19 protein-coding genes are annotated in these 13,166 nt (G+C 57.4%); 12 read left to right on the top strand and 7 right to left on the bottom strand.

What is annotated here, in order from left to right; genetic code table 11:
* Window positions 1–39: 39 nt before the first annotated feature.
* Window positions 40–339 (bottom strand): anti-adapter protein IraP, encoded by a 300-nt coding sequence (gene iraP / locus J1C59_RS07680; protein WP_128084345.1) that lies wholly within the window; start codon window positions 337–339, stop codon window positions 40–42.
* A 176-nt stretch (window positions 340–515) separates the two neighbouring features.
* Here iraP and J1C59_RS07675 point away from each other — a divergent pair, with 176 nt between their 5' ends.
* A complete protein-coding gene (locus J1C59_RS07675) occupies window positions 516–755 on the top strand; it encodes a DinI-like family protein (RefSeq protein ID WP_111139969.1) in 240 nt (79 codons plus the stop codon).
* 38 nt (window positions 756–793) lie between these two features.
* On the opposite strand, the gene J1C59_RS07670 is transcribed toward J1C59_RS07675, so the two are convergent.
* The 3 genes from J1C59_RS07670 to J1C59_RS07660 all read right to left on the bottom strand — a co-directional run bounded on the left by J1C59_RS07670 (window position 794) and on the right by J1C59_RS07660 (window position 1,923).
* Window positions 794–1,060 (bottom strand): hypothetical protein, encoded by a 267-nt coding sequence (locus tag J1C59_RS07670; protein ID WP_111139970.1) that lies wholly within the window; start codon window positions 1,058–1,060, stop codon window positions 794–796.
* 151 nt (window positions 1,061–1,211) lie between these two features.
* A complete protein-coding gene (locus J1C59_RS07665; protein WP_128084346.1) occupies window positions 1,212–1,553 on the bottom strand; it encodes a hypothetical protein in 342 nt (113 codons plus the stop codon).
* The gene (locus J1C59_RS07660; protein ID WP_111139972.1) at window positions 1,540–1,923 is read right to left on the bottom strand and encodes a hypothetical protein; all 384 of its coding nucleotides are present in this window, start codon (window positions 1,921–1,923) and stop codon (window positions 1,540–1,542) included. The genes J1C59_RS07665 and J1C59_RS07660 overlap by 14 nt, the downstream gene beginning before the upstream one ends.
* A 136-nt stretch (window positions 1,924–2,059) precedes the next feature.
* Between J1C59_RS07660 and J1C59_RS07655 the strand changes: the two genes are divergently transcribed.
* Window positions 2,060–2,692 carry a helix-turn-helix domain-containing protein gene (locus tag J1C59_RS07655; RefSeq protein ID WP_140916956.1) on the top strand — a complete coding sequence of 211 codons (633 nt, stop codon included), beginning with the start codon at window positions 2,060–2,062 and terminating at the stop codon, window positions 2,690–2,692.
* A 39-nt stretch (window positions 2,693–2,731) separates the two neighbouring features.
* On the opposite strand, the gene J1C59_RS07650 is transcribed toward J1C59_RS07655, so the two are convergent.
* Complete coding sequence (locus J1C59_RS07650; RefSeq protein ID WP_128084347.1) at window positions 2,732–2,980, bottom strand: hypothetical protein; 249 nt, start codon at window positions 2,978–2,980, stop codon at window positions 2,732–2,734.
* A 271-nt stretch (window positions 2,981–3,251) separates the two neighbouring features.
* On the opposite strand from J1C59_RS07650, the gene J1C59_RS07645 reads away from it, so the two are divergent.
* Complete coding sequence (locus tag J1C59_RS07645; protein WP_111139975.1) at window positions 3,252–3,452, top strand: hypothetical protein; 201 nt, start codon at window positions 3,252–3,254, stop codon at window positions 3,450–3,452.
* 135 nt (window positions 3,453–3,587) lie between these two features.
* Here J1C59_RS07645 and J1C59_RS07640 read toward each other — a convergent pair whose 3' ends face one another.
* Window positions 3,588–3,929, bottom strand: a complete 342-nt coding sequence (locus J1C59_RS07640) for a hypothetical protein (protein ID WP_128084348.1) — start codon at window positions 3,927–3,929, stop codon at window positions 3,588–3,590.
* A 189-nt stretch (window positions 3,930–4,118) separates the two neighbouring features.
* Entirely contained in the window at window positions 4,119–4,430 is a 312-nt protein-coding gene (fliE, locus tag J1C59_RS07635; RefSeq protein ID WP_111139987.1) for a flagellar hook-basal body complex protein FliE, read from the bottom strand.
* A 230-nt stretch (window positions 4,431–4,660) separates the two neighbouring features.
* Here fliE and fliF point away from each other — a divergent pair, with 230 nt between their 5' ends.
* The 9 genes from fliF to fliN all read left to right on the top strand — a co-directional run bounded on the left by fliF (window position 4,661) and on the right by fliN (window position 13,166).
* Window positions 4,661–6,370: a flagellar basal-body MS-ring/collar protein FliF gene (gene fliF / locus J1C59_RS07630; RefSeq protein ID WP_128084349.1), complete on the top strand. Its 1,710-nt coding sequence runs from the start codon at window positions 4,661–4,663 to the stop codon at window positions 6,368–6,370.
* Window positions 6,367–7,359 (top strand): flagellar motor switch protein FliG, encoded by a 993-nt coding sequence (gene fliG, locus J1C59_RS07625; RefSeq protein WP_128084350.1) that lies wholly within the window; start codon window positions 6,367–6,369, stop codon window positions 7,357–7,359. The genes fliF and fliG overlap by 4 nt, the downstream gene beginning before the upstream one ends.
* Entirely contained in the window at window positions 7,352–8,044 is a 693-nt protein-coding gene (fliH, locus tag J1C59_RS07620) for a flagellar assembly protein FliH (protein WP_128084351.1), read from the top strand. Before fliG ends, fliH begins: the two co-directional genes overlap by 8 nt.
* Window positions 8,044–9,408 (top strand): flagellar protein export ATPase FliI, encoded by a 1,365-nt coding sequence (gene fliI, locus J1C59_RS07615; RefSeq protein ID WP_140916955.1) that lies wholly within the window; start codon window positions 8,044–8,046, stop codon window positions 9,406–9,408. The genes fliH and fliI overlap by 1 nt, the downstream gene beginning before the upstream one ends.
* Window positions 9,409–9,433: 25 nt before the next feature.
* Window positions 9,434–9,877, top strand: coding sequence for a flagellar export protein FliJ (gene fliJ, locus J1C59_RS07610; protein WP_128084352.1), 444 nt, complete (start codon window positions 9,434–9,436; stop codon window positions 9,875–9,877).
* Entirely contained in the window at window positions 9,874–11,139 is a 1,266-nt protein-coding gene (locus tag J1C59_RS07605; protein ID WP_128084353.1) for a flagellar hook-length control protein FliK, read from the top strand. Before fliJ ends, J1C59_RS07605 begins: the two co-directional genes overlap by 4 nt.
* A 129-nt stretch (window positions 11,140–11,268) precedes the next feature.
* Window positions 11,269–11,754 carry a flagellar basal body-associated protein FliL gene (gene fliL, locus J1C59_RS07600; protein ID WP_111139993.1) on the top strand — a complete coding sequence of 162 codons (486 nt, stop codon included), beginning with the start codon at window positions 11,269–11,271 and terminating at the stop codon, window positions 11,752–11,754.
* Between the two features lie 4 nt (window positions 11,755–11,758).
* Entirely contained in the window at window positions 11,759–12,766 is a 1,008-nt protein-coding gene (gene fliM, locus J1C59_RS07595) for a flagellar motor switch protein FliM (protein ID WP_128084354.1), read from the top strand.
* Window positions 12,759–13,166: a flagellar motor switch protein FliN gene (gene fliN, locus J1C59_RS07590; RefSeq protein ID WP_003854471.1), complete on the top strand. Its 408-nt coding sequence runs from the start codon at window positions 12,759–12,761 to the stop codon at window positions 13,164–13,166. The genes fliM and fliN overlap by 8 nt, the downstream gene beginning before the upstream one ends.

The raw sequence follows: 13,166 nt of genomic DNA, 5'->3' as shown, positions 1-13,166 counted from the left end.
GGCACCCTGTGGTAACGCAGGACGCGCGTGAACCTGCTGTTACTCTCTCTCTTCCGCAATTCTGCCCTTTACTTCCACATAACTGGCCACGGCCAGCAGACGATTGATGTGCGTCAGCAACAGGTCAACGTCGGACTGCATAAACTCAGACGAGGACTGTGAAGCGGTGATAATCGCATCCTGCACCGTTTCCGTAATGGTCAGTGAGTTGTCCTGCTTCGCCTGTACCAGCAGCGCGGCAACCAGCAGGGACTGAGCCTCCAGCTGCGCAGTCAGCTCCTTTGCATCGACGTCCATTTTTGCCAGCTTGAGCAGAATATCAATCACCAGTTGTCGCATCGCGCACCTCCTGAAAAGTAAGCCGCCATTATGTCGTGAGGTGCGCCTGTTTTGCCAGTCGAAGATGACGCCCCGTTTCCCCCGAAAATTTTGCCCGAAATCGGCTGCACCGCCTTGCTACTGTTTTTATTTACAGTATCATAGGTCAGCGATTTTGCTCAGAATGGATTGCCATCATGTTTGTTGAACTGATTTATGACAAGCGCAACGTTGCCGGTTTACCGGGTGCCCGCGAGATGATTCGTGAGGAGCTGGAAAAGCGGGTGCATCGGGTGTTTCCTGATCTTGAAGTCAGGGTTAAGCCGATGGAGCGTAACGCGATTGATACTGATTTAAGTAAGAATGATAAAGCGACAGTGGCGCGGATTGTTGAAGAGATGTTCGACGAAGCGGAAATGTGGCTGGTGGCCGATTAATCCCTTAACGGCCACCGCATCAGTCAGCGGGAGAAAACTTAGCTCTCCTGCTCACTGTGATTGATTTCAATCTCGATGTCCTGAATCGCGGCATCCAGATCTTCCAGCAGTTTTCCCTGCTTATTCAGCAACGCATCGATTCGGTCGGCGTTGGTTTTGTCTTTGTACTCACCGGCATCAAACGCTAACCAATGGCTGGAAAGGGTTTCGGTGTTGGTCTGCGCGTAGTGGCGCATCTCTTTAAGCTGAGAGGTCACGTCACGCAGATATTCAGTTTTGGTCTTGGTTTCAGTTGAATCGCTCATGCTGAATTTCCTTCTGGTCAGTTATCCAAAGTGATTAGGCTTAGCGGTTCATCAACCGGCCAATCAACCAGCGCACATTAAGAGATAAAATGTCGCCGTGAGATTTAAATGTAGTCGATAATAGCGAAGCCGCACTAAGAATAATCGGAAGTTACGGTTTTGCGTTCGCTTTGACCGGCGGCAGTTCCCCATCCACCACCACCTCTTTGACTTTGATGACCGTCTTGTCCGCGGTGCGGTCAGGAATGGCATCCAGTTTATGCTGCAGCGCCGCCACCTGCGTCGTCAGCAGATCGACGCGGTCATCCCGTCGCGCGGCGATCACCCGGTAATCTGCCCGGATCTCCTCCACCCGCTTATTTGCGGTGTTGCTGACATAGAGAAAAATAATTGTCATCAGGATGCAGATCATTGAGCAGCTCAGCAGAATACAGCCCAGAATGACTTTGCGCCGGTATGACATCGGAGAGTGACTACCATTAATCGTTGTCATCACTGCGATCCTCCAGAGTTGAGATAAGCCGATCAATCTCGATACGGAATTTGTCGTTGTGATCGGTTTCGGTCATGGCCAGTAATATCCCTACCGCGTTCTTGATTAACCGAAGATCGGTTTCGAGTGTCGCAATCCGCCGCAGATTCCTGTCATGACGTTCACGCAGCTCGTCGTTCTCCTCCCGCATCAGTTGATTACTCTCTTTCAGCAACACCACCTGCTCTTTGTAACTGGTAATAATTTCGCCGCCTGCACGATTACTGGTCACGATTGAGGCAATCCCTGCCAGTAACGGTTTCCAGAACAGTGCTGCTGCCCCCCCACCCAGAACTAACGCACCCATACTGGTAATCAGACTACTTTCCATGCCACACCCCTTAATCCGGTAAGGTCTCTGGAACTTACTGCGTGCTTATCAGACACGATCCCTGCCAGGAATTTAAGATTGCTTAAATTACCGACTTAAGTATACTTAAGCCACACTTCATCAAAAAGTCAAGCCAATGAAAAACAGAACCCTGGGTGACCGCATCCGACTCCGCCGTAAGGCATTGCAGTTAACGCAGAAACAGCTGGCTCAGCAGGTAAACGTGTCCCATGTCGCTGTTTCACAATGGGAAAAAGAGGAGACGCTGCCGCGCGGCGAGAACCTGCTGCGGCTCGCCGAAGCGCTGGGCTGCGCGCCCTCGTTTCTGATAGATGGGGATGGCCCTGTTTTCAGCGAAAGCGCGTGGGGTGGCCTGCACCAGATCCCGCTGGTGAGTCAGCGGAACCTAACGCAGTGGCTGGCGGATGCGGAGGCTGTAAAGTGTGAGTGGCTGATGCACAACGACATGGCGCTTGCGCAGCAGAGCTTTGCTGTGCGCGTGGAGGAGCAGGCGATGGCGCCCGCAATCCTGCAGAATGATGTGGTGATTATCGATCCCACGCAGTCACCTCAGCCCGGCGACTGCGTGCTGGCCCTGCAGCAGCAGACTCCCCTGCTGCGCACCTGGCGTCAGCGCGGCCCGCAGGATGGTGTCGTGCAGTTTGAACTCGCCCCGGTCAACATTAACTTTCCCGATCTGCATTCCAGCCGCGACAGCCTGAAACTGATCGGCACGCTGGTCGAACTGCGCCGCTATCGCCAGGCGTAAAACCTGGCGCAGACCAGGTCCCGGCGGGAGCCTGCGGGGTTACAGGGCGTCGGTGAGCTGATCGACCACCACGTTACCCTGCAGGTCGGTCTGCATGATACGGTAACTGACCGGCCACGAGCGGCGGGTACTGAGTTTATCAAACAGGGTCACGCCACCGGTCTTCATCCCCTGCCCATTGACGATAATCCATTCCGTGACCTCTTCCTGCCCCCGATTCTTCAGGCTCAGCGAGCGTTGCTCAATCAGCTGATCGTCAGCTTCAATTTTTAAATAGTCTCTTAACATTGTATCCACCTCCTGGTAACGCTGGTCACTATATGCTTTTATTTAATCATTTCAATCGAATTTATTTATCGACATGGGACTGCCTGACAGTGATCGCCAGCCTGAATCTGCTTACGACGCTGTCTGGCTTTTGCATTGAATGGCCATTGCACAAAATCCGGAACGGATACGTCACTCGCAGCGACTCTGCTGCTGAAAGTCATCCTCAACTCAGCGCGGATAAGACGCTCAGGCTGGTCTAGACTTAAGAGACTAAAAAAAGGAGCGACGCATGTTTAAGCACAATTCGAACGAAGAACGTAATAAAGAAGGTGATGTCAGCAAGAGCCTGCCGGAAGCAGCCCCGCACGCAGGAAATATGTATGAAGAGGACGATCATCCCGCGACGGATGCGCCGAAAGATCATGGCGAAGTGCCGCGTAAAAACGACGACAGCCAGGATGATAAAAAGGATCCCTTTAAAGCCAGCTAAGGCCAATGGCGCGCCCGACGGGCGCGCGGATTGCAGGATTCAGGCGGCGCCGAAGCCTGTCGGCGTTTTCCCCTTTTCACCTGAGGCATCCCCCGGTTTCCAGGCTGCGATGACCCGTTGTTCTCCTCAGCGAATTTACTTCACCTGTTCGCAATCATACGCGCCCCGTATACGGATCTGACTCTGGCTGGTACGGACGATTTCGGCTCTTAACATCCCTTTGCCATTCCGTGTCGTCTGCTCCATATCCACCATCCCCGGTGCCCGGCTGTTTTTGACCCGCAGCTTAATCGTCGCGTTATCGTAATCGCCCTTCTGTTTTGCAAACGTGACCTTCTGCGTCTTTGCGCGCTCCCCATTGACGGAGAACCAGCCGCTGCTGTCCGGTTTAAGGGTGAATGGTCCGCACTGCGTGGAGGCCAGGGCCGAAGAAGAGAGCGCGGTTAAACAGGCGATAAGGGTGAGTTTCTTAAACATAGGTGAGCGTCCTGCTGTTCACGGAAAGCGGAATGGCGCGGCAGACGGAAGACCCTTTTATCTGCCACGCGCTGAAGTAAACAGAAGTATAGCCGGGCGCGGTCACCTTATCACTGGCGGACCTGCCTGCCACCGCGTCAGAACGCTGAAGGCGTGGCGCTGTGTGATTATTCAGCGCGCTCAGGCAACCTACACCTGCATATTCATGATTTCGCTGTACGCTGACACCAGCTTGTTCCTGACCTGAATCCCCATCTGCATCGAGATCGAAGATTTCTGCAGATCGACCATCACATCATTCAGGGCAATGCCGGGTTTCCCCATCTCAAAATCCTGCGCCTGGGTGCGGGCGGTGGTCTGGGTCTCACTAATCTTATCCAGCGCCGCTTTCATGGTGGCGCCGAAATCGATCTGATGGGTGGCTTCACTGCTGCGGTTGCTGGCCTGCAGTGAGGTCGCCTGCAGCTGCTGCAGCACGCCGTCGATTGCCTGAATGGACATAAACGATACCTTTTAAAGGGGGAGTATTTTTTGTGTGCTCAAAAGTTAGCACGTTGTCAATGAGACAAAGCCGCTAAATGACAGCAAAAAACCTACCTTATCCAGCCATCGAATTTTGCTTATCACCTAATAATGCCTGGCATTGAAGTGGAAATTTTATCTACGCAGGTCAGGGAGTCTGTTTTGCCATCTCAACTTACCCGGTCAATTACGTCAGGCAGGAATCGGTCATGAATGCGAGCACAGCCGCCACAACAGAACAAGATAAGAAAGGCTTCGGTGACCTGCTCGCTCGCCTGCGCGCAAATCCGCGTATCCCCTTAATCGTTGCCGCTGCTGCAGTGATAGCGATCGTGATCGCGATGGTGCTGTGGGCTAAGCAGCCCAGCTACAGCGTCCTCTATAACAACCTCTCAGATGAGGATGGCGGTGCCATCGTCACTCAGCTGACGCAGATGAACATCCCTTACCGCTTCGCCGAAAACGGCGGCGCGCTGATGGTGCCGGAAGCGAACGTGCATGAGCTGCGTCTGCGTCTGGCTCAGCAGGGTCTGCCCAAAGGCGGCTCGGTGGGCTTTGAGCTGCTGGATAAAGAGAAGTTTGGCATCAGCCAGTTCAGCGAGCAGGTGAACTACCAGCGAGCGCTGGAAGGCGAACTGGCCCGCACCATCGAATCACTCGGCCCGGTTAAAACCGCGCGTGTTCATCTGGCGATGCCAAAACCGACTCTGTTTGTCCGCGAGCAGAAGGCCCCTTCCGCCTCTGTCACCTTAACCCTGCAGCCTGGACGCGCGCTGGATGAAGGCCAGATTCAGGCGATCGCACACATGGTGTCGAGCAGTGTTGCGGGTTTACCGCCAGGCAACGTCACCGTCGTCGATCAGGCCGGTCGCCTGCTGACCCGCTCCGATGCCGCCGGTCGCGATCTCAATGACGCGCAGCTGAAATATGCCGCTGAAGTGGAAGCGCGCTATCAGCAACGTATCGAAGCGATCCTGAATCCGATTGTCGGCCAGGGCAACGTCCATGCGCAGGTCACCGCGCAGATCAACTTCGACACCAGCGAACAGACGGATGAAAAATATCAGCCTAACGCTAACCCGTCGAACACCGCTATCCGTTCGCGTCAGACCAGCACCAGCGACCAGTCAGGCTCCCCGTATCCGGGCGGCGTGCCAGGTGCGCTCTCTAATCAGCCTGCGCCAGCCAATACCGCGCCGGTAACGACGCCGAACAACAACGCGGCCAATGGCCAGAACGCGAACGGTCAGAACAACGCCACCCAGACCACCAGCACCGCCGCCAGCGCGACGCCGACGAACTCACGTCGCGACGACACGGTGAACTACGAGCTGGACCGCACCATCCGTCACACTAAAGTCAACGTCGGCGACGTACAGCGTCTGTCGGTCGCGGTGGTGGTCAACTACCGTGCGGATGACAAAGGCAAGGCCGTTGCGCTGAACGAACAGCAGCTGAAGCAGATTGAAGATCTGACCCGTGAAGCGATGGGCTTCTCCCAGAACCGTGGCGACAGCATCAACGTGGTGAATTCGCAGTTCAACACCACCGAGCCGATGAGCGTCGACCTGCCCTTCTGGCAACAGCAGTCGTTCTTTGAACAGCTGATGGATGCCGGTAAGTGGCTGCTGGTTGCCCTGGTCGCCTTCATTCTCTACCGCAAGCTGGTGCGTCCGCATCTGGTACGCAAGCAGGCCGCAGAAAAAGCCGCAGCAGAAGCGATGGCCGCCCGTGCTGCCGAACAGCCGGAAGAGGAAGCCTTTAACGTGCAGCTCAGCAAAGATGAGCTGGATCAGGAACGTAAGTCTAATAACCGCATGAGCGCAGAAGTGATGAGTCAACGCATCCGCGACATGTCAGAAAACGATCCGCGTGTGGTAGCGCTGGTCATTCGTGAATGGATGAGTAAAGAGCTATGAGTCTGACCGGAACTGAAAAAAGCGCCATCCTGATGATGACCATTGGTGAAGAGCGCGCGGCGGAAGTCTTCAAACACCTGAACCAGCGTGAGGTGCAGCACCTGAGCGGCGCGATGGCCAACATGCGTCAGGTGTCGCACAAGCAGCTGACCGAGGTCCTGCGTGAGTTCGAATCGGATGCCGAGCAGTTCGCGGCGCTGAGCCTGAACTCCAACGAATATCTGCGTTCGGTGCTGACCCGTGCGCTGGGCGAAGAGCGCGCCTCCAGCCTGCTGGAGGACATCCTCGAAACCCGCGACACCACCAGCGGCATGGAAACGCTCAACTTTATGGAGCCGCAGGCGGCTGCCGATCTGATTCGCGACGAGCATCCGCAGATCATCGCCACCATCCTGGTGCACCTGAAGCGTGCGCAGGCGGCCGACATCGTGGCGCTGTTCGACGAGCGTCTGCGTCACGACGTGATGCTGCGTATCGCCACCTTCGGCGGTGTACAGCCAGCGGCGCTGGCCGAGCTGACCGAAGTGCTGAATGGCCTGCTGGATGGCACCAACCTCAAGCGCGCGAAAATGGGCGGCGTGAGAACCGCAGCCGAGATCATCAACCTGATGAAAACGCAGCAGGAAGAGGCCGTTATCGAAGCGGTTCGCGACTTCGACGGCGAACTGGCGCAGAAAATTATCGACGAGATGTTCCTGTTCGAGAACCTGGTGGAAGTGGACGACCGCAGCATCCAGCGTCTGTTGCAGGAAGTGGAGTCCGAGCAGCTGCTGGTCGCGCTGAAAGGTGCCGAACAGCCGCTGCGCGAGAAGTTCCTCAAGAACATGTCAGCCCGTGCAGCCGATATCCTGCGCGACGATCTGGCCAACCGGGGTCCGGTGCGTATGTCTGCGGTGGAAAACGAACAGAAAGCGATCCTGCTGGTGGTTCGCCGCCTGGCCGAATCTGGCGAGATGGTAATTGGTGGTGGCGAGGAAACGTATGTCTGATGCATTTTCTGCCCGTCCCTGGCAGCTGTGGCAGCCCACGGATTTAGGCCGTTTCGATGAGCCTGAAGCTGAGCCGGAACCTGAGTTTACCGAGTCTGATGAGGGCGTGGATGAGCAGCAACTGCAGCTCGAACGCCTGCAGCAGCAGATGCGTAAAGAGGCGCAGGGCCAGGGCTATAACGACGGCTATCAGCAGGGCATGACCGAAGGTCAGAAAGCGGGCTACGACGCCGGTTTTCAGCAGGGTCTGGTGGATGCCCAGCAGCAGCAGGCGCCGCTTCAGGCGCGGATGCAGCAGCTGGTCACGGAATTCCAGAACACCCTGGAATCCCTGGACAGCGTAATCGCCGCCCGTCTGATGCAGCTGGCGCTGGAAGCGGCGCGCTCCGTTATCGGCCAGGCGACCGCCGTCGATGGCACCGCCCTGCTGCGCCAGATTCAGGGTTTACTGCAGCAGGAACCGATGTTCAGCGGCAAACCGCAGCTGCGTGTTCACCCGGATGACTTACAGCGCATCGAGCAGACCCTGGGCCCGACGCTGGATCTGCACGGCTGGCGTCTGATCGCCGACAGCACCCTCCATCCCGGCGGCTGCAAACTCAGCGCAGAAGATGGTGACCTGGATGCCAGCGTCGCCACGCGCTGGCAGGAACTCTGCCGCCTTGCGGCACCAGGAGAAATTTAATGACCACCCGTCTGAACCGCTGGCTGGGATCGCTCGACGCCTTTGAGAAACGCATTGCCCAGGTGCAACCGGTACGCCGTTATGGCCGCCTGACCCGCGCCACCGGTCTGGTGCTTGAGGCAACCGGTCTGCAGCTGCCGCTGGGTGCGACCTGCATCATCGAGCGCAACGATGGCAAAGCCATCAGCGAAATCGAAAGCGAAGTGGTGGGATTCAACGGGCAGAAACTGCTGATGATGCCCCTGGAAGAGGTGGACGGGATTTTACCGGGCGCGCGGGTCTATGCGCGTCAGAACGGCGATAACCCGCAGGCAGGCAAGCAGCTGATGCTGGGGCCGGAGCTGCTGGGCCGTGTGCTCGACGGCAGTGGCCGGCCGCTGGATGGTCTGCCCTCGCCGGATACCGGCTATCGTGCGCCGCTGATTACGCCGCCGTTCAACCCCTTACAGCGTACGCCGATTACCGACGTGCTGGATACCGGCGTGCGGGCGATCAATGCGCTGCTGACGGTCGGCCGCGGCCAGCGTATGGGCCTGTTCGCCGGATCGGGCGTAGGTAAAAGCGTGCTGCTGGGCATGATGGCGCGCTATACCAAAGCGGACGTCATCGTGGTCGGTCTGATCGGTGAACGTGGCCGCGAGGTCAAAGATTTTATCGAGAATATCCTGGGTGCCGAAGGCCGCGCCCGTTCGGTGGTTATCGCCGCCCCGGCCGACGTGTCACCGCTGCTGCGTATGCAGGGTGCCGCCTACGCCACGCGCATCGCCGAAGATTTCCGCGATCGCGGCAAGCATGTGCTGCTGATCATGGACTCTCTCACCCGCTACGCCATGGCGCAGCGTGAGATTGCACTGGCGATCGGTGAGCCGCCTGCCACCAAAGGCTATCCGCCTTCCGTATTCGCCAAACTGCCTGCGCTGGTTGAGCGCGCCGGTAACGGCATCGACGGCGGCGGATCGATTACCGCCTTCTATACCGTTCTGACCGAGGGCGACGATCAGCAGGATCCTATCGCCGACTCCGCGCGCGCCATTCTCGACGGCCACATTGTGCTGTCGCGCCGGCTGGGCGAAGCGGGTCACTACCCGGCCATCGATATCGAAGCCTCGATCAGCCGTGCGATGACGCATCTGATCGATGAGAACCACTATGCGCAGGTGCGCCAGTTCAAGCAGCTACTCTCCAGCTTCCAGCGTAACCGGGATCTGGTCAGCGTCGGCGCCTACGCCGCCGGGAGCGACCCGATGCTCGATAAAGCCATCAAACTCTATCCGCAGATGGAAGCCTTCCTGCAGCAGGGGATTTTTGAGCGCAGCGATTACGACGACGCCACCCTGCATCTGCATGCGCTGTTTGGTCAGTGACACCCTTTAACGCGAGGTAACGGCAATGAAAACTGCAAATGCCATCGACACGCTGCGTGATCTAGCGGAGCAGGATCTCGAACGCGCCGCCATCTACTTAGGCGATATGCGTCGCGGCCAGCATGCCGCTAACGAGCAGCTGACAATGCTGCTCGACTATCAGGACGAATATCGCAACAAACTCAACGATGACATGTCATCGGGTATCGCCAGCACCCGCTGGACCAACTATCACCAGTTTATTCAGACGCTGGAAAAAGCGATTGAGCAGCACCGTAACCAGCTTAATCACTGGAACCAGCGGCTGGAGCAGGCGCTGATCAACTGGCGCGACAAGCAGCAGCGGCTGAACGCCTATCAGACCCTGATTACGCGGGCAGCAGAAAACGCATTACGACAGGAAAACCGTCTCGACCAGAAACGGATGGACGAATTTGCCCAACGGGCCGCATTGAGGAGAGGCGAATGATTACGCTGCCACACATTGCCACAAAAGCGACGGTGAAAACCGACGCAGAACCCTCGGTTTCGGCGGAGGCCGCGGCGGGCAATGATGCCCAGTCGCAGGACTTTCTGACCGCGCTCGGCAACCAGCTGCTGGGCCTGGCTAAACAGCCTGGGAAAACGCTGCAATCGGCTGATGCCAAAGCAGAAAAGGCCGACGATGCACGCGCGAAAAGCCCCCTGAACGGGCTGATGGCGGCGCTGGAGAATCCGGCTGCGTTAAGCGGTCTGTTTAAACCGGAAAATATTAAAGCTGATACAAAATCAGCCGATGATAAAGACAAGCCGGACATGGCCCCCCTGAGCGCCAGCGAGCTGCAGAATGTGCAGGCGCTGTTCGCCATGTTACCGGGCGCGACCACCGCCCCTGCCGCGACGCCAGCCCCGGTCAGCGGTGAGGCAGGCGAGCTGATAGCTCAGGCTGGCGGCGACCGCAAAGCACAGAACCCGCTGATGCAACTGCTGAACAGTGCACAGACGACCGCGTCCGCGGGCAAAGAGGAGAAGCATGACGCTAAAGGCACCAACGCGGATGCCGCTGCGATCGGCAGCGCAGTCAGCCAGAGTTCAGCCGCGCCGAAAAGCGCAACCGGCACGGGCCTGACGCCGGACGCCAGTTTCCAGCAGGCGCTGAACACGCTTGTGAAGCAGGATGACCCGGCGGCGGTGAAAGCCAGCAGCAGCGATAACACGCTCACTGCGACCCCGGTGACCAGCGCCAGCAGCCTGCCGGCCCCGGTGACCGCCTCTGCGACCACCAGCACGCCGGCCACGCCGATGCTGAATGCGCAGCTGGGCAGCGATGAGTGGCAGCAGGCGCTGAGTCAGCAGATTGTGATGTTCAGCCGTAACGGCCAGCAGAATGCGGAGTTGCGTCTGCATCCGGAAGACCTTGGCGCTATCCAGATCAGCCTGAAACTGGATAACGACCAGGCACAAATTAGTCTGGTTTCCAGCCACAGCCATGTCCGATCGGCGCTGGAAGCCGCGATACCGCAGCTGCGCAGCGCGCTGGCAGAGAGCGGCATCAACCTGGGCGAGAGTCAGGTGAGCAGTGACAGTTCCGCGCAGGGCCAGAGCTTCCAGCATCAGGAGGCGCCTCGCGATGGACAGCATGGCCGCTTCTCCCTCTCCCAGGACAGTGACACCGACATCACGCCGATTGCCGTCCCCGCCGCCCTTCAGGCTCGCGTCAGCGGCAACAGCGCCGTCGACACTTTTGCCTGACAGCGACAAACGCTGAAGGTAAGCGTAAAACCCGCGTCTTTTCTTCCCATTGGTTTGACTTAAGACGCGGGATAATCTGTCCCGTGAGCCGAGAGGCTTGCCCATAATTCACAGGAAGTAACTGCAACCATGTCTGAAAACGCAAAAGCAAAAGGCCGCAAACGTAAACTCTTAATACCGGTGTTGCTCATTGTGACGCTGGCCGCTTGCAGCGTGGCAGGCTATGCAGTCTGGCGAATGATGAACAAACACGAGGGCGATAAGCCTGAGGTGGCGAAAGTTGAACCGCCTCCCGCTCCGGTCTTTTTTGCACTTGATACATTTACGGTTAACCTGGTCAATCCCGACAACGATCCTGACCGCGTGCTCTACGTAGGCTTTACCCTGCGTCTGGCCGATGAGGATACCCGTCGTCGGCTGAATGATTATCTGCCTGAGGTGCGCAGCCGTCTGCTGCTGCTGCTCTCGCGTCAGAGCGCTGCGGCGCTGGCGACGGAGCAGGGAAAACAGGCGCTTGTTGAACAAATCAAACAGGCGCTGGCCCCACCGCTGGTAAAAGGTCAACCTCCGCAGGTCGTAAACGATGTGCTGTTTACTGCCTTCATTTTGAGGTGAATCAATGGGCGATAGTATTCTCTCCCAGGCTGAAATTGACGCCCTTCTGAACGGCGACAGTGGCAGCGCGGAAGAAGAAAAGAAACAAAGCGGGCCGGAGGGCGATATTCGTCCTTACGACCCGAATACCCAGCGCCGCGTGGTGCGCGAGCGTCTGCAGGCGCTGGAGATTATTAACGAGCGTTTTGCCCGTAGTTTCCGTATGGCGCTGTTTAACCTGCTGCGCCGCAGCCCGGATATCAGCGTCGGGGCGATCAAGATTCAGCCGTATCACGAGTTTGCCCGCAACCTGCCGGTGCCGACCAACCTGAACCTGATCCACCTGAAGCCGCTGCGCGGCACGGCGCTGGTGGTGTTCTCACCGAGCCTGGTGTTTATTGCTGTCGATAACCTGTTTGGTGGCGACGGACGCTTTCCGACCAAAGTCGAAGGCCGTGAGTTTACCCATACCGAGCAGCGCGTCATCCGCCGCATGCTGAAGCTGGCGCTGGATGGTTACAGCGATGCCTGGAAAGCGATTTATCCGCTGGACGTCGAGTATGTACGTTCAGAGATGCAGGTGAAGTTCACCAACATCACGACCTCTCCGAACGACATCGTGGTCAACACGCCGTTCCAGGTGGAGATCGGAAACCTGGTGGGTGAATTTAATATCTGCATCCCGTTTTCAATGATTGAACCGCTGCGCGAGCTGCTGGTGAATCCACCGCTCGAAAACTCACGTCAGGAAGATAACCACTGGCGCGACAACCTGGTCAAACAGGTGCAGCACTCAGAGCTGGAACTGATTGCACACTTTGCCGAAACCTCACTGCGTCTGTCACGGATCCTGCAGCTGAAACCTGGCGACGTGCTGCCGATTGAGAAGCCGGAACGCATTATCGCCCATGTCGATAGCGTCCCGGTCTTAACCAGCCAATATGGCACGATGAATGGTCAGTACGCGCTCCGTGTCGAACACCTGATTAACCCGATTTTGAATTCGCTGAACGAGGAACAGCCCCATGACTGACAGTAATAAACCGTCTGACGATATCTCTGCAGACGATCTGTGGGCTGAAGCGATGAATGAGCAGGTCGGCAGCAGCAGCGCGCCGCAGACCGACGACGTCTTTAAATCATTCGACAGCGGCAACGTCGCTGGCTCGCTGCAGGATATCGACCTGATTATGGATATCCCGGTGAAGCTCACCGTGGAGCTGGGCCGCACCAAGATGACCATTAAAGAGCTGCTGCGTCTGACGCAGGGGTCGGTAGTGTCACTGGATGGCCTGGCGGGTGAACCGCTGGATATTCTGATCAACGGTTACCTGATCGCGCAGGGTGAAGTGGTGGTGGTGAACGACAAATATGGCGTGCGCATCACCGACATCATCACCCCGTCTGAACGTATGCGTCGCCTGAGTCGCTAA

Source organism: Pantoea deleyi (assembly GCF_022647325.1).
In the GTDB taxonomy this organism is placed as follows: Bacteria; Pseudomonadota; Gammaproteobacteria; order Enterobacterales; family Enterobacteriaceae; genus Pantoea; species Pantoea deleyi.
Note: the sequence above shows the minus strand (reverse complement) of the source record. Positions and strands in the feature narration are given on the sequence as shown.